This is a genomic window from Pseudoalteromonas sp. GutCa3 (assembly GCF_002836155.1).
Classification (GTDB): Bacteria; Pseudomonadota; Gammaproteobacteria; order Enterobacterales; family Alteromonadaceae; genus Pseudoalteromonas; species Pseudoalteromonas arctica.
Genome location: NZ_PJBK01000067.1, coordinates 171184 through 191103 on the forward strand (window position 1 = coordinate 171184; position 19920 = coordinate 191103).

Here is a 19920-nt window from a genome sequence, read left to right on the forward strand (position 1 = left end):
GTATAACCTACGGCCACATTATCAAGGGTCGCAAATTATACAGTAAAAACGAGCTAACAGTTAGTCATAACTTATCTTTTAACGTGTTTAATCTACTTTATAGCGTTTAAATATTAAAGAGGTGTTAATACCACCAAACGCAAAGTTATTACTCATCACGTAATCGGTATTAATCTCACGCCCTTGATGCCTTATGTAATCAAGCTGAGCACATTCGTCATCAACGTTATCTAAATTAATTGTTGGTGCAAACCAGTTATCTGCCATCATATTAATGCTTGCCCATGCTTCTATTGCACCACAAGCACCTAATGTATGCCCCAAATAACTTTTTAACGAGCTAATAGGTTTGCTGCCCAATGCTTTAAACGTTGCGTGAGACTCGGCAATATCACCTTTATCTGTTGATGTACCATGAGCATTAACGTAACCAATTTTTTCTGGTTCTAAATTGGCATCTTGCAGTGCCATTTCTATCGCTAGTTGCATTGTTTTTGATGTTGGTTGAGTAACGTGCTGTCCATCAGAATTACAACCAAAACCAACCACCTCAGCTAATATTGTTGCTCCGCGCGCTTTTGCATGTTCGTATTCTTCTAAAATAAGTGTACCCGCGCCTTCGCCTATCACTAAGCCATCGCGATTTTTATCAAAAGGTCTTGGTGTTTGTTTTGGTGTTTCATTTTTTGTAGATGTTGCATAAAGCGTATCAAATACTGCAGCCTCTGTGATGCATAATTCCTCTGCTCCACCAGCCACCATTATTTTTTGTCGGCCAAACTTAATCGCTTCATAGGCGAAGCCTATTCCTTGAGATCCCGATGTACAAGCAGAGCTTGTTGTTATAACACGCCCTTTTAAACCAAAAAACACACCAACATTTACAGGGGCAGTATGCGCCATCATTTTAATGTAACTCGTGGCTGTTACACCTGACATCGACCCCGTTTCCATCATATTTGCAAAGGCGAGTAATGGCTCAGTAGAGCCAGTAGATGAGCCATACGCTATACCCGTAGAGCCATCTGTTAGACTTTCGTGCTCGAGTAGTTTGGCTTGTTCAAGTGCGCATTCAGTAGCACGAGTTGACATAAGTGACACTCGCCCCATTGAACGGATTTGTTTTCGTTTGTAATGACCTGGTCGCTCAAAGTGTTTAACTGGCGCGGCTAAACGAGTATTGAGGTCGTCAGCTATATCCCACTCTGGCATAGTAACAACAGCATTTTCGCCTTTAATTAAGGCTTGTTTGAATTCAGACCAATCATCGCCCAATGCAGTGACCACCGACATCCCTGTTACAACAACGCGTTTAATCAAACCATGCCACCATTAACCGAAATCACTTGGCGTGTTATGTAAGCTGCATCATCAGACATTAAAAAAGCGACTGTTCCCGCAACTTCTTTAACGCTCCCCATGCGTTTAAGGGGTATCATTTTCATCATTTCATCAATAGGTAATTCATCAGTCATCGCGGTTTCTATTAAACCAGGTGCCACACAATTAACTGTGATTTTGCGTTTTGCCAATTCTAATGCAAGTGCTTTAGTGGCCCCAATAATACCGGCTTTTGCTGCACTATAATTTACTTGTCCTCGGTTACCTGCAATACCTGACACCGATGACATTGTAATTATTCGCCCACCTTTACGGCTTTGTACCATAGGCATTACAGTTGGGTGTACTACATTATAAAACCCATCAAGGCCTGTACGTATTACACAATCCCAGTCTTCCCCTTGCATAGCAGGAAATGCCATATCGTTAGTAATACCTGCATTACACACCACGCCATAATAAGCGCCATGCTGAGCTATATCTTCTATTATTTGTGCTTTGGCCTGCTCTCTGTCACATACATCAAATTGTAATAAACTGGTGGCTCTACCTAATGCATTAATTTCATCGCATGTTGCTTGAGCTTGCTCAACACCCGCTCTGCAATGTACTGCAATATCAAACCCTTGCTCAGCAAGTTTTAACGCAATAGCTTTACCAATACCACGGCTTGAACCCGTAACTAAAATTCTTTTTGTCATTGATTTTCTCTTATAAATTCCAACGGGTTTTCAGGCTGAAATACATTAATTTTTGCTTGGCAAAGTAGAGTTTCACACACGAGTATTTGGCATTCAAATACACTTAAACCTGACTCTTCTTGATATAGCTTTTTCACTTCAATAGTCAGCTTACTGCCGTTTTTAAAACACGGTTGATAAGTTTGATACTTTCGCGTGCCAATTAAAAAACCAATTTTTACAGGTTTATTTTCATCATTCGCTAACGCACCAGCGTAAGCGGCAATAGACTGCGCCATGTACTCAACACCAATATAGCTAGGTACGCCGTTAATTGCAGGACTAAAAAAAGGGCTTTGCTCAGTTATAGTAACGCCGCATTGAGCTTCATCTTCGCTGTGTGTTAAAAGGCTATCTATTAAAATCATAGGCGCATCATGCGGGACTACTTGCTCTATAGGGTAATTAGTCAACGTTAACTCCCAATATTAAGCTGGCATTATTACCGCCAAACGCAAATGAATTAGATAAGCAGTATTTAAGAGCGGGCTTAAACGCTTGTTTTATTATTTTTATATCAGCCAAATCACTGCCTTCTTTAATCGCGTTATACGGCAGCATATGTTGGCCGCTATCTTTTAATAATAACCAACATATACCGGCTTCAATGGCGCCTGCAGCACCAAGAGTATGCCCTGTTAAATGCTTACTTGAGCTAAGCGGGGTATTGTTGCCAAACACGCGATTAATTGCAAGTGCTTCCATTTCGTCATTTTTTACAGTAGCCGTACCGTGAGCGTTAATATAATCAATATCACCACAGGATAACTTTGCGCTTTTTAGTGCTTTTTCCATTGAGGCTTGGGCGCCCATCCCATTAGGATCGGGGGCTGACATATGATGCGCATCTGAGCTTTCGCCACTGCCTAGTAACATAACGCCGTTATTTGTTATTGGCGTATTTTTAGTCATTACAAATAAAGCGGCCCCTTCACCAATATTAATGCCGTCTCTGGTGCTAGAAAAAGGCTGGCATAAACCCGAGCTTAAAGAAGCGAGCGAGTCAAAGCCATTAATTGTTAATTGGCACAAACTATCCGCACCACCACAAATTACCACATCGGCTAAATCAGCATTTAGCAAAGCTCGGGCGCTAATTAACGCTTTGCTACTCGACGTGCACGCAGTAGAAATACTGTAACAAGGCCCTAGAGCCCCTATTTTATGTGCAATGTAATGAGCGGGTGTTGCTAACTCTTGATCACTGTAACTAAAGTCATCAGGCCAGAGTTTTGTACTTTCATAGCTTTTACGCGCTCTTTCGCCATCATGAATACCTGATGTACTAGTACCCATTACAATTGCGATACGCGACTTATCAATATGCGAAAGTTTATCTAAGGTTGGCTTAATCTGCTCTAAAGCTAGATCAATAAATGTATTGATACGTTTATTATTTGATAAAGCAATAGACTGAACTTGCCCGACATACAGCGGGGTTTGCTCAGCACTTAAACTTTTATTTAAAGTTAATAAAGGAGTTGCAGGGTTATATTTATTTAAGCTTGTTGTGGTTGCATCTTGGCCTATGCCCATCGCACTCACAATGCCTAAATCATTCAGCCAATATGTCACTGTTCTACCTTTTTAAATGTTATTTGATACTGATGTAAAATATTGTTCAACGTTGTCGACTCATCACTATAGTCAATGGTGATAAATGTACCCTCATCGTTAAATACCTCCCGACTAGAGCCAACCTGCTCTATTGAAGCACCCTCTAACTGCTTTTGTAAAAATGCTACTGGCCAATGTACTAATGCAATATCCGCCAAAATATAATGAGGGTCTATACCTTCTACCGCCAGCATATTTCGTGTTTTTACGGGGCCATTTAAAGGTTTTTCAAGCTCCATAATTGGAAAGCCTTGCACTGTCATTAACAATAACTTAATTGCACCTTTGTCATTTATAGCTAATTGGGCAAATACAGTGTGTGTGTTTTGCTGATTCGTAATATACAAAACATGCTGCCAAGACTTATCAAACATTTGTGCTGGCACGCTATTAATATTTAATTGAATATTAGGTGATAGATACACTCTATTTTTAGATGCTGTAAAACTCGTACATGCGCTCAATACAGCAAATATAAATACACTACACACCGCATACTTAATTAATTTTGACATAACTGAGCCAACACATTTAAACGGCGTTCACTTTGTGCAACAAATGGGTTATTTGTATCCCATGCGTAACCCGCTAAAATAGCACTAATCATTTCTCGCACCTGAGTATTTTGTTCAGAGTAAAATATCACATCCTGAAAACGCGTATCGTACCACCCTGTTACAAATGTTCTAAAACAATCGACTCCAGCTTGTAATGGCTGTGCATAGTGAGCGTCAAAATCGACGACTTCGTTTTTTAAATAGCGATCAACAAGTGGGGCAATTAAATTTGCAGATTTGAGTGCAATTGTTACACCTGATGAAAATACCGGGTCTAAAAATTCTCCCGCATTACCCAATAAAGCAAAGTGCTTACCATATAACTTACTCACATTTGCCGAGTAGCCTTTTATATTTTTTGCTGGAGTTAATAACTCACGCTGTGCTAACAGTGTTTTTAAATAAGGGTCTTGCTCTATAAATTGATTTAGTAAATCGCTAGATTCATCATCATTAAAACGTTCTGACTGTGCCACAACCCCAATACTCGCAGTACCATCACTAAAGGGAATAAGCCAATACCACACGTCAGAATATTGAGGGTGTACGGTAATCAAAATTTTATTACGATCGAAGCTTGCATCACTAATATTGTCTTTAAAGTGACTAAAATAAGCGCTGCGAACAGGAAAGCTAGAGGGAAGCTCTAAATCTAACAATTTTGGTAATACACGCCCAAAGCCACTTGCGTCCAATACAAATCGGGCATTAACGCGGTAAGCTTGTTGCTGCTCATTGTGTACCACTAATGATGCACCATTTGGCTCATCACAGTAGTCAATCACCGTGTGCTTATATCTGATTTCTACGCCTTGCCCTTGTGCTTTGTCTGCTAATAATTTGTCAAAGTCGGCTCTTTTCACTTGATACGTAGTGCCTGGGCCTTTAGTAAATTTTTCGGTGAAGTTTATAGTTGTATTTTGCCCTGCCCGATGAAAAGCAGCGCCATCTTTAAACTGAAAACCTAAAGCCGCTGCATTGTCATGTAATGTATCGATTAAGCCCGCGTCTTCTAAGTACGCCATACATTGCGGCAGTAAGCTTTCACCAATTGAAAAACGTGGAAACGCCTGCTGTTCAAGTACCAGTACCCGCCATCCCTTTTGAACTAAAAGACTACTAGCCAATGCACCCGAAGGCCCAGCGCCAATAACAACAACATCGTACTGCTCAAGGTTATTCAAATTATTGTTCCTTTTGAGGCTTTAAAACACTCAGCGGTGATAAAAAGTAAATAGCTAAAATCCCTACCATTACACTCAGCCCAAAGCTAAAAATAGCGGGTGTATCAGATGCACTCAACATGCCAAATACCCACATTGATGACGCAGCCGATAAGCTAATCGCTAACACATTTTTGGGCTCTAACTTATTTATTTGATAAAAAACGAGGTAATCAATTGCTAAGGCAATAACAAGTAACGCACCGAGTAAATTAAATAACGACAAGCTACCTTGAATCGCATTACATACCCAAAGCATGCTCAACACCACAACAGATAAAATGGTCACCTGCAGCAGCGCTATCTTAATCGTAAATCGCCAACTAAAAAGCAGCCAACTAATAAAACCCGCAAGCACTAGGCTTAATAGTAAATATTCACGGTAATCACTTAATAAAGCACTAATTTGTTTAGGTTTATTATAAAGGTAAATTCCATTGTTTTTTTCAACCTCATTAATTAGTTGATCAGATGAAATACCCGAAATAGACACCCACGTTATCGATTGTTCTGACTCAACAACCATTTGAGAAAGCAGTAATGGTTTAAATGTACTCGTGGCGAGTGTTTCATAAGTTAATAACGGTGCCTTTGTACTTACTAACGCTTGCCCTGTAATGCGCTCTGCAATATCCAAAGTCCCTTTGTTTTTAGCCTGTTCAAACAAGGCTTGGTTATCCCTCTGCTTTTGTAAACTAGGCAACCAATGGCTAATGCTATTATGTTTAAAATTAGGGTTTAGTTGGGTTAAGCGTTTTAAAAACTGTTCTTGCTTTTGTAATAGCGCTTCGTCGCTATCTGCAAACATAAAAACAATTTGGCTATCCCATTGCCCAAGTAATAACAAATGCTTTTTTTCGTTTAGCATTAAATGTTCGGAGCTTGCATTTAATAGCTTTACATCGTCATTAAAGCTAATAGGTTTTATCAAAAATAACGCACTTATAAGGACTAATAACGTAATGAGTATTGGTTTTTTTAAACTATTGCAGTATAAAAAAACCTTAATGAGCTTTTGACTCATCAATAAACTCGAAGGCGATAACGTGAGTGTAGATTGCCACAATGGCAAAACTAAAACTGTAAATAGCCAAGCACTCACTAAACCCGCAATAACAAACACACCAACTTGAGATAATAACGTTAGTGGCGCACCTAGTAAGCAGCAATAACCCAACATAGTCGTAATAAGAGACAATAAAAGCGCAGATTGTGTCCCTTTGCTGTAGCCTTTTTCATGCTCTTTTTTGGCTAAATCAGTCATACCATGAAATGCATAATCAATGGCAATACCAATCAAGGTAACTGCAAAAACAAGCGTTAATAAATGAATAGTATTAAACAGCAACACCATAGCGATAGCGCCACCAATAAGTGCGCTCAGTACGGTAAAGCTTGCTAATAAAATACTGTTTAAACGCCTAAATACCCAAAATACCATACCAATAAGGGCTAATAAGCTAATGCCACCAAACAGGCTCATCTCGTATTTAGCTTGTTTAGCATTTTCAGCCGTATGAAATAGCACACCAGAGTAAGTAATGGTTAAATCAGGGTAGGTTTTATTAAGTATATTAATCTGTTTAATTATCGCGCCAGCTAAATCAATTGATTTATTAATCCCTAAATTTTCAGGCGCTAAGTTTGCCAAAATGACACGGTATTCAACGCCTTTTAAACGTCGAGTTAAACGACCTTGTTCAAGCGTAAACAATTGGCTTTGTTTTAAGTTGTCTTCTATAAAGGCCGCTAAGCTCAAACTTGTATCTTTGCTTAAGGTAGCACTTACAAATGGGTTGCCTAACTGATTTAGTTGCTCAAGGTAATAATGTTCAAACGTTGTTTTTTTGCTTAATATTTGCTTGTAAGTATCACTGAATAACGCATGTTTGAAAGGTGAGAATGTTTGCGCTAAATCGTTAACGGACGGAAAGTTAAATGTGCTTTTAATTGCATTATCGCCGAGCCATTTTTGGAAATCATCAAATGCTTTATTTTTATTATTTCCTGCAAACGAGAACATAATACGGTTAGCATTTTGCTGAAAAAAAACATCTTCCGCATGTGCAATTTGGGAATGCGACTTTGGCAATAAGCTAAACATATCGGCGCTAAACGTTGGTTTAGACAGCCAAAAAGCTGCAGCAAAAAGTAAAATTAAACTGCTAAACCACCCTACAATAACGGTAATTCGTTTTGTCACTGCACTATTCCCTTAATTAACCACTGCATTATTTAAAAACATAATTTTATTTGGAATAAGTAAACTCAATTTTTGTGTTATTTCCTGAGTGCTCATTTAGTGTAATACTGCTCACTTGCTTAGCAGTTTCACATAAAATAAAATCACTAAATAATTGCTGTAGCATCGCTTCTTTTGGTATTAACTGTGTGCAACTGTCTTGCATTTTAGCAATGTCAAAACGTGTTTCCAGAGCACTCATATTTACGCTAAGTAAGTCACTCAGTAATCCTACAAATTGCTCGCTACCGGGTTGTGGTATTAACTCACCATTGGCATTTTGTGCAAGCACTTTGCCGTTTTCTATTATGAGCATACTCTCAACAGGCATTTTCACTTGCCAAATTAGCTTTTCATCAATTAACGAAAACACACCCGACGAAATAAAAGGCTTAGCAAATCCATTAAATTGCTTATATTGCTTAAACTCACCTTTAATAGCTGCTGCATTTACTACAGAGCAAAACAGTAAAAAGCTAATGGCTATGCTCAATGTAAAACATTTTAAAAAATTCATTTAATCGCCTATAAAATAAAAATTTAATTCAAAACCGCTTTTAACTTATTAAATAAAATAGCGGGTGATTCAAATTGCATTTCTTTGGAGCTAACCTCAACCGCAACTTGCGTGGTTGAGGCTTTAGTAAGGCGCTTATTAGTTAGCGAGTCAGTGATTACGTAATCAATCCGTAGTCGGTTCTCGTATTCTTTTAAGTAAGCCGCTACTTTAATTTTTTGAGTAAATACCGCTGAGGCAACATACTTTATTTGCATATCAACAATTGGCCACGCGTAGCCCGATTCATGCATTTGCGGGTAATCATAATCAAATAAACGCAGTAACTCGCAGCGCGCTACTTCTAAATAACGTGGGTAATTACCATGCCATACAACATTCATTGGGTCGCAGTCATGAAATGGAATTTCAATTTCTACCACATGCGTTAATAATGCACCTTTACTATTCATACAACGCCCAACGTTTAGTTTGAATATACCCTATTGTTTGCCTTAGCACGGCTTCCATTGGTCTATCCTCAGTGAGGTTTTCAAAGTAATCAGTTATATCGGTATACATGTTTTGCATATCTTGCGTTAAAGTCGAAAACTCAAGATCGCCTTGTTTTATACGCAATCTAACACCTTGAATACTGGCTAATAACGTACTTGCTAACACTTGTTCTGTTAGCTGCAAAATACGTAAACAATCGCGAGACGCAATAGTCCCCATACTCACTTTATCTTGATTATGACACTCCGTAGAGCGAGAAAAAACGCTGGCCGGCATGGTTAGTTTTAATGCCTCTGCTGTGTAAGCACTACAGCCAATTTGAACCGCTTTAAAACCATGATTAATATAACGGCGCTCTGGTGCGCTATCAGACAAGTTTGAAGGTAGCCCATTGTTGTACTTAGTATCAACCAAAGAAGCGATTTGTCTGTCGGCTAAATCAGCAAGGTTTGCAACGGCTGTTTTCATGCTATCCATTGCCATTGCAATGTGGCCTCCGTAAAAATGCCCGCCGTGTAATACATGCTCACCTTGGCCGTCAATTATTGGGTTATCGTTTGCTGAATTAAGCTCGTTTTCTATCATGTGCCTAAAAAACGGCAGACTGTCTTGCAGAACACCAATAACATGGGGTGCACAACGGATTGAATACCTATCTTGAAGTCTGTCTGCATTACGAGGGTGATCGTGATGGTTTAAATCGTCTCTTATCCAACGTGCAATTTGCTGCTGCCCAGGATGTGGCTTAACTGAAAATAATATCTCATCAAAATGATGGCTATTTCCTTTAAGCGCTAAGCTTGATAATGCAGTAATACGGCTCGCCAGTTTAGCTAAGTAATTAGCCCTATCAAACGCTAAACACGCTAATGCAGTCATTACCGCTGTGCCATTCATAACGGCAAGACCTTCTTTTGGCCTTAGTGTTAGTGGTTCTAAGCCAACTTCTTTCATAACTTCTGCACTGTTACGTACTTGGTCTTTGTAAAACACATCACGCTCGCCTACCATCGCACCTGCAACGTAAGATAACGGTGTTAAATCGCCACTGGCACCTACTGACCCTTCTTGCGGGATCACAGGCACTATATCGTTATTTAAGTAATCTTTAAGTAGGTGCAGCATTTCCCAGCTAATACCAGAGTAGCCCTGTGAAAGTGATGTTAAGCGGGTCGCTAAAATTGCACGCCCTTGCACTTTATTAAATACATCCCCGAGTCCACAGCCATGAAAGCGAGTTAAATGCAGAGGTAATTCATCAACTAAATCAAGGGGTACAGCCACCGTTACAGAATCACCGTAACCAGTAGTAACGCCGTAAATCACGCCATCTTCTTTTAAAAGTGTGTCTAAAAAACGCAAAGCGCTATTAATTTTAACGCTAAAATTTTCACAGCTATTTAATTGCACTTGTGTTTCATTAAAGGCAACTCGAACAATATCTTCAATTGATAATCGCTGATTGCCAAAAAGCTGTATATTTTGTTCAGTCACACTTGTTCTCCATTGATTGATCGCGCACTACCTGCTGATCACTTTTCCAAAAATCGTAAAAATTAAACCACTGATAAGGATATAAAGCTGCGTAATAACTCAAACGCTGTGCATAGTCAGTAATAATAAGTGTTAGCGCCTGCTGTCGCTCTCGTCGAGGCATTTTTAATGATTGGCTGTAATGTTCAAATATCACTTGATACTTTTTGCTTTTTTTATCTTTTAAACAAAACAAAAAGTAAACAGGGCAATCAAGCAGCGCGGCTAATATAAAAGGCCCCTGTGAAAATGGGGCATTTTTGCCTAAAAATGGTACCTGTACCGACCGAGAAGCCGTTGTTGTGCTTGTTCTGTCGCCAACAATAACGATTATTTCTCCCTGCTCTACTTTTTCTTTTAGTAAAATAGCTAAGTCAGGCCCCATATCAGTCACTTGTATTAAATTAACCGACACATCTGGGTTAATCTTTTTAAGCATTTTATTAAATTCAACAGCGTGATGGGTAAACACCAGTACATTTATTTTTTTACTGCTGCGGTGCTGGCTAAGTGCCCTGCACACCTCTAAATTACCCAAGTGAGAACCTATAAAAATAGCCCCTTGATTTTGCTCATCTAGCTCAGCAAATAAATGCTCATTAGTGTATTTAATATCACGTTGGGTTATTCGCCCAAGCCAAGCATCAATTTTATCTAATGCGCTATCTGCAAAACTGCAAAAGTGCGTTAATTGCATTTTAAACGTAACAGGTTGTTTGCAGCCTTGGTAAACATTAACCTGCGCTAAAAACGCTTTAGATGCTACACGCGCTACTTTTCCTGTTAAAAAAAGATAAAAAACCACAGGAAACAAAACAATCCACAGCCCTTTTCTACCCAGTAATTTATGAGCAAATAACAGTATTTGAATACCTAAGAAATTACCGCGCTCTTGCATTTTAGACCAGTGTTTAGCGGCCATAACGCCTCTTTAATTTATGCCAAATTAACACAGGAGAGCGAATCAACATTCCAAAAAACAAGCGGGTGTGTAACCACGAAATACGCACGTTATCGTGTAATGGCTGAAAATGAGAAAGCCCATTTTCGGGGTAAATTACTTGGCTAGGTAAAAATACAAAAGGCACATTGCGCCAATATAAACGCACTAAAATTTCGGGGTCAAAATCCATGCGTTTTCCAAGCGATACCTCATCAATTAGCTTTGTACTTGGCTCAAGCGGATATACTCTAAAGCCACACATTGAATCTACAATTGTAAAACTTAACGTTTCAATCCATACCCAAACATGCGTTAAATAACGTGCTAAATAACGGTGTTTAGGCACTGAATCGTCATATATTGGGCAACAGCTTATAAGCGCTTTAGGCTGAGCGTTTGAAAGCGCTATTAGTTTTTTAATGTCAGATAAGTCATGCTGCCCATCAGCATCAACCTGTATCGCATGCGAAAAACCTAGCTTATGCGCCTGCTTTAAGCCTGTCTGTACCGCGCCGCCTTTACCTTGATTATCGTCGTGGGCAACTACACTCAACTGCGCGTATTTTGCATCAAGCTTACTGAACACATTTTTAGCTTCGACGTTGCTTGCGTCATCAACCATAATAATAGGAAGGTTAAATGACGATAGTTGGCTCAGTACATCATCAATAACCGTAATGTGATTATAATTTGGGATAACAATACAAAAATTATTCATTTATTAGGCTATCAAAAACAACACGGCCAGATGCATGCTGTCCTTTGTTTGAATTATACGAAAAGGTATATTTATTCTCTGCTTTTTGCTCAAGCAATAATTCGATTGTTATACCTGGGGTAATCACTACCTGAAACTTTAATACTTCAACATTTTTAACAGGTTGCTGAACATTATAATATTTACAAATTGCAGCCACAGCCCAGTCTAATTGCACAACACCTGCGAGTATTGGGCCATCCGTAAAATGTCCTTTGAAATAATCTAAATCATGAGGAACTAGTAAGCTTAATTTATACTTTTGCTCTGCTTTTTCACAAGACAGTAAATCAGGCTGTGTTTTAGTCAACTTTTGCAAAAAGACTCTCCAATGCTTTTAAATTTAACTTTGCCTGTGAGTTGTATGGTAATTGATCTACAAAACGCCACTTTTTAGGGATACAAATTCGCTCAAAGCGCGCTAATGCATGCGCTTTTAATAAATTATTTGTAGCTAACTTACCGTCACCATTAAAAAACATCTGCCCTTTATGCGTAAGCACAACAATAGCGCCTACAATTAATCGCTCACCAGGCAAGGCGATTACTTTAGCTTCACTTACCCACTCACTAGTACACAAATGTTGTTCTAGCTCATCTAAACTTAATCGCTTTTCTTCTAATTTTATAATTCGGTCGAATCGGCCTAATAGTCTAAATTGACCATTTTTAAGTACTTCGCCTCTATCATCTAAAGGGTAATTTTTGTCGCGAACGAGCGGTGAGTTTAAAATTAAACGCTGATCGTCCAAAGCCCGTACTTTAATACCCGAAAAAGGCTGCCAAAGGCTAACCTTTTCAAGTGAAGTAACTTGTCGATATGCAATACCACCGGTTTCGGTACTACCAAAAACTTGTGTAACTGGTTTATTTAATTGCGTAAACAATGATACAGCATCTTCGTTTAATAGCGGTCCACCTGATGAGAAAATCCATTGTAAATGAGACTTATCATCCACTAAAACATTATCAATACATAACCGTTTTAACTGCGCTGGGCTTGAAACAAACACTACTTTTTTAAATAACTTGAGCTTTGTAGCTATATGTTCTGGGTAATGCAATAGTTCTGTATTTACAACCTTTCCTGCACGTAATGGCCACAATAATCTAAACAATAAGCCGTATATATGCTGATGCGAAACACTCGCTATAAAAATAGGATTATCAATCAGTGCGTAGCTATTAATTAATGTACTTAATTCTTTATTTATTACCTGCCACGTTTTTACAATTGGCTTTGCTTTACCCGACGAGCCCGACGTGTAAAAAACAATTGTGCCTTCTTGAGGCCACTTAATTGTTTCAATAGATACAAAGTGAGGTTGATTGACTAAGGTGCCTATATCTAAAAAATCAGCCTCTAAATCGGCTACTAATTCAGACTCACCAATAAAAAAAGGTGTTTGTTTAAGCAAGGAGTTTAACGTTGCAGGTTGCCCATTAGGCGGCAAAATCACTGTGTTTCCGTGTAGTGCCAAAGCAAATAAGTACACGGCAAATTTGTAGGTGTCTGTGGTGTATAAAACAACCGATGATTTAGCATTTAACGTTGATAGCTTTGCTAAAACTGCGTTTATATCACTAACAAACTGACGCTCCGAAATATCATTATCAGTATGATTAAAACATGTTCTTATCGCATTACTTTGAAAAGCATTAAACACCGGCGTTCCTTTTTACTTTTTGTCTGACTAGCCACTCTATAGCAAACAATGTGCCCATAGCTAAGTAAGCAATAAAACCATTATAAAAAGCCCAGGTTTCTAGGCTACTAAAAATACTGGTGTACAGGGCAATGCCACCGTTTAATACAAAAAAAACACACCACACTAGCGTTACTTTTTTTGTATAAATTACACCGTTTTCATCAAGTGAGGGCTCAGTAATGCGCGCAAAGGTTTCAATAATAGAAGGCCCTTTATACAAAGAATACGCAAACACAACTAACATAACTAAATTAATGATTACGGGATACAAACGCAGCCCTAAGTCGCTATCCATTACCTTGGAAATCAAAATAGTAATAGCTGCTAAAAATGTAGCGGGCTTTAACCACGGCATTTTATCAAACAAGGCTCTGCTTAACCAAAGTCTAAGCCCGAGTATAAATAGCAGTAATACTGTAATAATCTGACTATTAAAACGCGTAAGGCCTACGTACACAATAATAGGGTAGCAAGCCAAGCAAATCATAATTAACGTTGTTAAAACTGCTTTTAACATAGTATTAGTTAACTAACTTTTCTATTTCGGTGACTATGTCTTGCACTGTGCGCACAAGTTTAAAGGCATCAGGCTCAATTTTTTTACCTGTGATTTCTCTTAATTTCACAACTAAGTCAACTGCATCAATACTGTCTAAATCAAGATCTTGGTACAGGTTAGCCTCTAAGCTAATATCTTCTGGGTCTATTTCAAATTCGTTTTCTAAAATGCCGTGTAATACATCATAAATTTCAGCAGCGGTTTTCATCTTTCTTCCTACTTTTATATATTAAGAACGTGCTTGTTCAATAAATTTTGCTAAAGAATTAACTGAGGCAAAGTGCGCTTTAGTTTGATCAGAGTTTGCATCTATTTTCACATCAAATTGCTTCTTTATCGCAAGGCCAAGCTCTAATGCATCTATGCTGTCTAGCCCTAGGCCATCTACAAATAAAGCGTCATCATCTTGTATGTCAGCAGTGGTCATGTCTTCAAGGTCAAGGCTTGAGATAATCAGTTGTTTTATTTGTTCTTTTAATTCGCTCATATATTTTTTAGCTCTTGTGTAAAATAATGTTGTAAATCTTTAGTCAATTGGCGTGATTGCATCGCAGGCATATCGCTGTCGTACGTTGCACAATTAAACTGCTGGCTCGCAAGCCCCATTGTAAAATGCGCCTGATATGGCGCGACCTTATACCAAGGTGTGCCTTTGGTTAAAGTGTTTGGCTTCATTTTAATTAAAAAAGTAGTAATGGGCGCATGACATCTAATTGCAATATTTGCAGCGCCTCGTTTAAACTTTAATGTTTTGTGAGGCTCTGTCCGTGTCCCTTCAGGAAATACAATTAAGTTATTACCCTTTTGCAAACTGCGCTCGCATTCTCGTAATAGCTCCTGCGGATCGTCATTACTTATATAGCCGGTGCTTTTAATAACGCCGCGCATAAAAGGATTTTTAAATAAATGCGCCTTTACTACGCAATCTGCATTTTTTACTACCGAAATTAAAACAACAACATCAATTAAAGAAGGATGGTTTGCTAATATCAGTTGCCCTTTTAAGCCTTCAATTTTTGCTTTATCGTTGACATGAAATCGAATAACGCCCGTTACATGCATTAAATTAACAAACAATTTGAAGCTGTAATGTACTGTTTTTCGAGCCTTAAGCTTTTGTTTAACTGAGTCACTTTGAAATAGGCGCTGAGCAGGAAAAACAATAAAGGCTAATACTAAACCACCAACCCCAAAAACTGAAAAGCAAAATGCAGTAGCAATAATCCGCCAAATCAATCCACATAGCCTTTGTGCATTTTTAAGCATGGTACGTAAGCTGCCAATCATGCTCAAGCGTGTTATGCACAAGTAATATATTGCTTCGCTCATACAAAGCTTTAGCGCATTGAATACTCATTGGTAAGTCGCTTTTTTCCATGCCCGTATTAAATACTTTGTTTAAACTAAAATGGGGTTCGCCTTTTTGCGGCGCTCTTATTATTAAACCAATAGAGTGTGCTATTTGCTGTTCATCGGCGTACTGAGCGTAAATATCGGGGAGAGTCTCATCGGTATGAACTATTAACATGTGTTGCTGATCGTTATCAGCAAGTCTTACAAAGCCATCTACGAGTGCATAAATAAAGCTTTCGGCTCCTGCAGCAATAGCATTTGTAGCACTTGTATTACCCTGTATTATCCCAAAAAGTCCCGATGCGGCATTGTGCACACTTAACCCAAAACCAGTGGGCGACAGTGGCTGATCATTTACTACATCAACAAGTAAGTTAGACGTTTTGTGAAAATCGCCGTGGCGAGAAGAAAAAACACTCGGTAAATTAACATAGTTACCTTGAGTGCTTACTTGATGAGCACTAAAGAGTGCCATTTTAATAAAGGAAGTCATTCGGCGTCGCTGCATAGCAGGCACCCAACTAAGATTTAATACGGAGGAATCAAACCAATTACTCTCTTTTATTTGTCGCTGTTCGGGCTTTATCCATATAGCGAGTTCTTCAACAACAAATTTCACAGCTCTGCATATTTTATAAGATATAAGGGAAGGAATTTTACCGATTTTAGCAATAGAAGTAAATAATCATTAACAAAAAGCACTGAACTAACACTTTGTTCAGTGCTTGCTCATATTGCTAAGAAAGTAGGGCTATATCGTCCTGCTTTATACACTTAGCTGTGCCGCCAACAACATCGTTGTTATTTAACTCATTAATTAATACTTCGCCTTGGGCTTGCTGCTCATCACTAAGCGGTAAATACGGTAATCTAAATACAGGGTTTACTGCACCTGTCATCATCAACGCGGTATTAATAGCAATCGGGTTTGGTTCACAGAACAACCAGTTCATCAATGGTTGTAACGACGCATTTAGCTCGTTACTTGGCGTATCCATTAACTGACGAAATAACCCAGGTATTAAGTTAGAAGTAACCGAAATAACACCGTGCGCTTTATGTGTGTGGCGCGCATCGTGACTTTCATCATCGTTACCCGACCAACATGCAATACCTTGTTGTTCATAATGGGCAATACGTTCATTACCGCCACACTCTTTAACACCAATAAAATATTCATGTTTAGCGAGTGGCTCAATAATATCAGGTGTTAGGTCTTGACCTGTTCGCCCTGCTACGTTGTAAATAAAGGCAGGTCCAATATCAAGTACGCGTTTAAAGTGCTCTTTAACACCCGCAATAGACGTACGTCCGTAATATGGATTAATTTGCAGTGCTGCATCCATACCGCTGGCAAAGCCATATTTAGTTGCTTTAATCGCTTCACGGGTGTTGTTACTACCGGTATTACCAACAATAACCAGTTTGTCACCATACTTGTTTGCACTGTGCGCTATAAGCATTAAATGCTCTTCCCAGTTCATTAACTGGCCTTCGCCTGTTGTGCCACCAACTACAATGCCGTCAACGCCTGCTGCAATTTGTATTTCTACGAGTTCATCGTACTTTGCTAGGTCTATTTCACCGTTTGCTAAGTATGGCGTTTTAATAGCTGTAATAAGGCTTGCTTGTTTAATTTGGTCTAGGGTGCGCATAAAAAATCATTATTTATAAAACTTGCGCTATTTGTAACATAATTGCCGGTACTTTTGGAGGTGTAAGCCTACATTTAATTATAAAATTTCTTGTGTTATTAAGTTTGGTAATACAAAATGAACAACTGTATATATGAACAGTATTTTATTTTTAACGATACCAGAGGCTTTATGCGTTTATCTGACTACTTAGCAACTCATTTTTATAACACCGATGAACTGTGCCAAGCATTAAATATAGATGCAGATACACTTTTAGCTTGGCAAGAGCGAAGTGTTTTCCCAAAACCAAGTTACTGTATTAAAAGTCAACTTAGCTGCAGCTCATATTCAGGTTTGTATGAATGCGAAGAGTATGACGACTATTACCCGCGCGGCTGTGTTAATTGGGGTCAAGGTCTTTTAAAACAAAAAATAGAATCATCAAGCCATGCTTTTAATTATTTTGCACAGCAATATACTGCAAACCTAACTAAGCTCGCTCAGCAAGGATTTACGTTTAGCGAAGAGCTATTTGGCTGCGAAATAGACGAGCACTTGCAGCAAATTTGGCAACAGTTTTTATGCAGTAAGTACGGCGTGCTTACTCAAAATGGATTAATAGACGAAATAGTCTCGGTAGATATTGGCAGGCTATTAGTTGACGACATTACAGAACTGCGCAGTAAAGCGAGCTTAAACCAAGAAGAAAGAGCGCTACTGCACCCCGCCATGAAGCTTTTAAACAAAGCATTAGGGCATGGCGCCGATCATGAAAAACAACACACATTACGCACCCGCTATATAGATGCACTTATTTTAAAATACGATTTATCTATAAAATAGTTTTGCATTAGTTTGATTATTTATCATTTTAGGATTATTTTACGAAAAACAAGATCTGTTAACTTAATTGTTACGTAAAACATGATTTAAAGGCACTGACTCAATGACAATCAAAACAAAAATAAGTGTAATTTCTGCTGTAATCACTATCCTGTCTTTTAATACGCTAGCTAAAGTTAACCACGAAATAGCAAATGACGACATAATAAAAATGCAGCGTGCAGCACTTGCTAAAAACACTGCGAATAAAGGCTTTGGCCCACAATCTCCACGCAATATTGATAATTATAAAGGCGAAAACACCGTAGTTCTCTCTCATGCCCCAACTTCATCAAATATGAACTTATGTAATATACACTTTCATAAAAATGCTGAACATGCCGGTGGCGAGTTTAGTAAATATGCCGGAAATGGTAATGGAAAAGGCTTTAAAAGTGGCTACTTATATTCAGGCTCTTTAACTAAAAGTGAAAGTAAACCAGCAAAAATTGAAATTTGTCCAAGCGATCACGGCGCGCTTTTAGTTGGCGATACCATTGAGGTTCATAACGTTCATACGTCAGCAATTGTAAAACCAGGCCCTACCTTGGGTAGCTGTTTAAGTGATTCGATTAAAAATCCGCAACTACGTGTTGAAGCTCAAGTATATGTATTAGTAAACGATGCTAACGCACTTGATTTTGCTGAAATAAGCTCCGTGTCATCTGTTAATGGTTACTATCAAGCTATTGCTACACCTACAAATACGGGTAAACCTGTTGTTTATAGCGGTTCAACTACTGGTCCTAGTTACAACGAAGCAGGCTCTCCTTTTCAAGTAACATGGTCAGTTAAACCAAAAGTAGCAAAGGTTGATATAAACAGTGTTGGCAAATGGTGTGAAAGTAACACCTTTAATGAAGATCACGCTCACGGCGTACGAAATCTCGTAATAAATCCTGCACTACTCTCTAAAATCAAATAATTAAAATTTAGCCAAATAAAAACAACCCACTAATTAGTGGGTTGTTTTATTATGACCGTTAAAATGAGTATTACGCTTAATGGGATAAAAATGTCACATTAAATGTATTTAAATCTTCATATGTAATACATGTTTGCTCATTGGTATTAAGCTCAACAACACCACAATAAGAGCCTGTTATAAACACTTGCCCTGCTTTTAAATTAATTCCCTTTGCTGATAAGTAATTAACCGCCCAATAAAGTGGAAGCTGCGCAAGTTCTGCAGGATGCACACCTGCCAAGTTTAACTCCAGCTCAGTTTGCTTAACGTTAATATTTACAGTATTTGCGTTATACGCTTTGGCTTTATCTATTTGTGGGCCTAAATACACGCCTTGATTAGATAGGCCATCAGCCAGCTTTTCAATGTGAGTGCTTGGAGTGTCTTCATCAAACCTTTTTTGAATAAGCTCAAGTGCTAAATGGGCGCTGGCAAATGCCGTATCCACGTCTTCATTTGTATAGGTTTTATTACTTGGTAAATCGCTTTGTAAAATAAATGCAATTTCTGGTTCTATCAGCGCTTTGTTATTTGTTGTATGCAGTGGGCAATTTTCAGCTTGTTTTATAGGTGCATGTAAAAGAGGCGCTAATATAATTGAGCCATCATCTAAAGGCAGCATACACTTCCAGCCATATACAGTTTGATCATTTAAATAAATCATCAGTTTTTGTACTTCTATTGCATCGTCAGTCGTGTCTAGTACTAACTCTTTAGGAAAGTTTGAACGCGCTGGGTTTTCTTCTCTTTGTGCTAATAAGTGAGTAGCAATTAGTTTTAGCTGTATTGAGTTGTTCACATAAATCTCTTTAAAATACATTACTGGTTAAGCAGTAAATAGGAAGGAT

General features: G+C 38.5%; 23 protein-coding genes. 2 read left to right on the plus strand and 21 right to left on the minus strand.

The features are described 5' to 3' along the window. Positions 1-87 precede the first annotated feature (87 nt). The 20 genes from CXF64_RS10700 to dapA form a co-directional block, all read right to left on the minus strand. On the minus strand, positions 88-1317 hold the full coding sequence (locus tag CXF64_RS10700) for a beta-ketoacyl-ACP synthase (protein WP_024591754.1): 1230 nt from the start codon (positions 1315-1317) through the stop codon (positions 88-90). Beyond that, complete coding sequence (gene fabG / locus CXF64_RS10705) at positions 1317-2042, minus strand: 3-oxoacyl-ACP reductase FabG (RefSeq protein WP_007580797.1); 726 nt, start codon at positions 2040-2042, stop codon at positions 1317-1319. Before fabG ends, CXF64_RS10700 begins: the two co-directional genes overlap by 1 nt. Continuing rightward, positions 2039-2494, minus strand: coding sequence for an ApeP family dehydratase (locus tag CXF64_RS10710; RefSeq protein ID WP_024591752.1), 456 nt, complete (start codon positions 2492-2494; stop codon positions 2039-2041). The genes fabG and CXF64_RS10710 overlap by 4 nt, the downstream gene beginning before the upstream one ends. Further along, a complete protein-coding gene (locus CXF64_RS10715) occupies positions 2487-3656 on the minus strand; it encodes a beta-ketoacyl-ACP synthase (RefSeq protein ID WP_101216989.1) in 1170 nt (389 codons plus the stop codon). The genes CXF64_RS10710 and CXF64_RS10715 overlap by 8 nt, the downstream gene beginning before the upstream one ends. Beyond that, positions 3653-4213 carry a DUF3261 domain-containing protein gene (locus CXF64_RS10720; protein ID WP_101216990.1) on the minus strand — a complete coding sequence of 187 codons (561 nt, stop codon included), beginning with the start codon at positions 4211-4213 and terminating at the stop codon, positions 3653-3655. The genes CXF64_RS10715 and CXF64_RS10720 overlap by 4 nt, the downstream gene beginning before the upstream one ends. Beyond that, positions 4201-5439: an NAD(P)/FAD-dependent oxidoreductase gene (locus tag CXF64_RS10725; protein ID WP_101216991.1), complete on the minus strand. Its 1239-nt coding sequence runs from the start codon at positions 5437-5439 to the stop codon at positions 4201-4203. The genes CXF64_RS10720 and CXF64_RS10725 overlap by 13 nt, the downstream gene beginning before the upstream one ends. 1 nt (position 5440) lies before the next feature. Beyond that, positions 5441-7681, minus strand: coding sequence for an MMPL family transporter (locus CXF64_RS10730; protein ID WP_101216992.1), 2241 nt, complete (start codon positions 7679-7681; stop codon positions 5441-5443). 46 nt (positions 7682-7727) lie between these two features. Then, positions 7728-8237 carry an outer membrane lipoprotein carrier protein LolA gene (locus tag CXF64_RS10735; RefSeq protein ID WP_101216993.1) on the minus strand — a complete coding sequence of 170 codons (510 nt, stop codon included), beginning with the start codon at positions 8235-8237 and terminating at the stop codon, positions 7728-7730. Positions 8238-8260: 23 nt separating this feature from the next. Continuing rightward, positions 8261-8689 (minus strand): acyl-CoA thioesterase, encoded by a 429-nt coding sequence (locus CXF64_RS10740; RefSeq protein ID WP_007580812.1) that lies wholly within the window; start codon positions 8687-8689, stop codon positions 8261-8263. Continuing rightward, positions 8682-10226 carry an HAL/PAL/TAL family ammonia-lyase gene (locus tag CXF64_RS10745; RefSeq protein ID WP_101216994.1) on the minus strand — a complete coding sequence of 515 codons (1545 nt, stop codon included), beginning with the start codon at positions 10224-10226 and terminating at the stop codon, positions 8682-8684. Before CXF64_RS10745 ends, CXF64_RS10740 begins: the two co-directional genes overlap by 8 nt. Beyond that, complete coding sequence (locus CXF64_RS10750) at positions 10219-11187, minus strand: LpxL/LpxP family acyltransferase (RefSeq protein WP_101216995.1); 969 nt, start codon at positions 11185-11187, stop codon at positions 10219-10221. The genes CXF64_RS10745 and CXF64_RS10750 overlap by 8 nt, the downstream gene beginning before the upstream one ends. Continuing rightward, positions 11177-11926 carry a glycosyltransferase family 2 protein gene (locus tag CXF64_RS10755; RefSeq protein ID WP_101216996.1) on the minus strand — a complete coding sequence of 250 codons (750 nt, stop codon included), beginning with the start codon at positions 11924-11926 and terminating at the stop codon, positions 11177-11179. The genes CXF64_RS10750 and CXF64_RS10755 overlap by 11 nt, the downstream gene beginning before the upstream one ends. Continuing rightward, the gene (locus CXF64_RS10760; RefSeq protein ID WP_024606158.1) at positions 11919-12284 is read right to left on the minus strand and encodes an ApeI family dehydratase; all 366 of its coding nucleotides are present in this window, start codon (positions 12282-12284) and stop codon (positions 11919-11921) included. The genes CXF64_RS10755 and CXF64_RS10760 overlap by 8 nt, the downstream gene beginning before the upstream one ends. Continuing rightward, positions 12268-13632 (minus strand): AMP-binding protein, encoded by a 1365-nt coding sequence (locus CXF64_RS10765; RefSeq protein WP_101216997.1) that lies wholly within the window; start codon positions 13630-13632, stop codon positions 12268-12270. Before CXF64_RS10765 ends, CXF64_RS10760 begins: the two co-directional genes overlap by 17 nt. Then, positions 13625-14191 carry a hypothetical protein gene (locus CXF64_RS10770; protein ID WP_101216998.1) on the minus strand — a complete coding sequence of 189 codons (567 nt, stop codon included), beginning with the start codon at positions 14189-14191 and terminating at the stop codon, positions 13625-13627. The genes CXF64_RS10765 and CXF64_RS10770 overlap by 8 nt, the downstream gene beginning before the upstream one ends. Before the next feature lie 4 nt (positions 14192-14195). Further along, entirely contained in the window at positions 14196-14441 is a 246-nt protein-coding gene (locus CXF64_RS10775) for an acyl carrier protein (protein ID WP_002958648.1), read from the minus strand. Positions 14442-14462: 21 nt separating this feature from the next. Continuing rightward, complete coding sequence (locus CXF64_RS10780) at positions 14463-14720, minus strand: phosphopantetheine-binding protein (RefSeq protein WP_007580830.1); 258 nt, start codon at positions 14718-14720, stop codon at positions 14463-14465. After that, positions 14717-15499, minus strand: a complete 783-nt coding sequence (locus CXF64_RS10785; protein ID WP_198551137.1) for a lysophospholipid acyltransferase family protein — start codon at positions 15497-15499, stop codon at positions 14717-14719. The genes CXF64_RS10780 and CXF64_RS10785 overlap by 4 nt, the downstream gene beginning before the upstream one ends. Next, positions 15492-16205, minus strand: coding sequence for a beta-ketoacyl synthase chain length factor (locus tag CXF64_RS10790; protein ID WP_182196527.1), 714 nt, complete (start codon positions 16203-16205; stop codon positions 15492-15494). The genes CXF64_RS10785 and CXF64_RS10790 overlap by 8 nt, the downstream gene beginning before the upstream one ends. A gap of 118 nt (positions 16206-16323) precedes the next feature. Beyond that, entirely contained in the window at positions 16324-17241 is a 918-nt protein-coding gene (gene dapA / locus CXF64_RS10795) for a 4-hydroxy-tetrahydrodipicolinate synthase (RefSeq protein WP_024591739.1), read from the minus strand. A gap of 171 nt (positions 17242-17412) precedes the next feature. On the opposite strand from dapA, the gene CXF64_RS10800 reads away from it, so the two are divergent. Both CXF64_RS10800 and CXF64_RS10805 read left to right on the plus strand, forming a co-directional pair. Continuing rightward, a complete protein-coding gene (locus CXF64_RS10800) occupies positions 17413-18066 on the plus strand; it encodes a DUF6058 family natural product biosynthesis protein (protein WP_101217064.1) in 654 nt (217 codons plus the stop codon). A 103-nt stretch (positions 18067-18169) separates the two neighbouring features. Beyond that, positions 18170-19030, plus strand: a complete 861-nt coding sequence (locus CXF64_RS10805) for a delta-class carbonic anhydrase (RefSeq protein WP_101216999.1) — start codon at positions 18170-18172, stop codon at positions 19028-19030. 76 nt (positions 19031-19106) lie between these two features. Here CXF64_RS10805 and CXF64_RS10810 read toward each other — a convergent pair whose 3' ends face one another. Then, positions 19107-19871, minus strand: coding sequence for a 2-keto-4-pentenoate hydratase (locus tag CXF64_RS10810; RefSeq protein ID WP_101217000.1), 765 nt, complete (start codon positions 19869-19871; stop codon positions 19107-19109). Positions 19872-19920 lie beyond the last annotated feature (49 nt).